Origin of the sequence: Streptomyces sp. NRRL WC-3549 (genome assembly GCF_000721935.1) — a bacterium.
Taxonomy (GTDB): domain Bacteria; phylum Actinomycetota; class Actinomycetes; order Streptomycetales; family Streptomycetaceae; genus Streptomyces.
Map to the genome: position 1 here is coordinate 72257 of NZ_KL585405.1, position 933 is coordinate 73189.

1 protein-coding gene and 1 pseudogene are annotated in these 933 nt (G+C 69.5%); both read left to right on the forward strand.

Annotation, left to right across the window (positions count from 1 at the left end):
* Window positions 1-295 (forward strand): annotated as a pseudogene (locus IH13_RS44695) (hypothetical protein); the annotation flags it as partial.
* A 72-nt stretch (window positions 296-367) separates the two neighbouring features.
* Window positions 368-933, forward strand: a 566-nt coding sequence (locus IH13_RS0118330; RefSeq protein WP_031085783.1) for a polysaccharide deacetylase family protein, incomplete at its 3' end; no start/stop codon positions are given.

Below are 933 nucleotides of genomic sequence, written 5' to 3' on the forward strand. Positions count from 1 at the left end.
AGATGTGTATAAGAGACAGGTGGACACCGGTACGGCCTCGGACCCGTCCGCCGGCTTCTCCGCACCCGTACCGGGGTCGGCGGCCGGGACGGGCGTCTCGACGTCCAGGTCCGCGGCTCCGCCCTCGGGCGGCCAGGTCGCCGACGACCCGGACCCCGACCCCTCGGCCGCTCAGCCGGACGCGGACGTCCCCACCTCGCCGTCGACGGAGCCGGGGGACCCCGGATCGACCGGTCCGTCGTCGTCCACGGTCCCCTCGGAACCAACGGTGCAACCACATGAAGGCGCTCAGTAGATGACAACCCCCGCCCTGCGGGGCAGGCACAATCCGAGGAAGAAGAAGCGGACCACCCGGCGCAAGATGCCCATGCGCTACCTGCTCCCCTTCCTCATCCTCGTGGCCCTGCTCGCCATGCTGATGCTGCGTGGCTACGTACACAGCGAGATCTCCGCGGACCACCGCGTCCAGCCGCCGGCCTCCACCAGCCGGGTACCCGACGAGGTGCTCGACGGCGGCCCGGTCATCGATGCCCGGACACCGGGTGAGCGGGCCAAGACGCTGCGCATACCCGACCACCGGATAGTCCTGACCTTCGACGACGGACCGGATCCGGTCTGGACGCCGAAGGTCCTGGACCAGCTGAAGAAGTACGACGCGCACGGCGTCTTCTTCGTCACCGGCACGATGGCCTCGCGCTATCCGGCGCTGGTGAAGCGCATGGTCGACGAGGGCCACGAGGTCGGGCTGCACACGTTCAACCACCCCGACCTCTCGTACCAGTCGACCAGCCGCATCGACCGGGAGCTCGCCCAGAACCAACTGGTGCTCGCCGGTGCGGCCGGCGTCCGCTCGTCCCTGTTCCGGCCCCCGTACTCCTCGTTCGCCGACGCCATGGACAACAAGTCCTGGCCGGTCGCGCAGTACATCGGCAG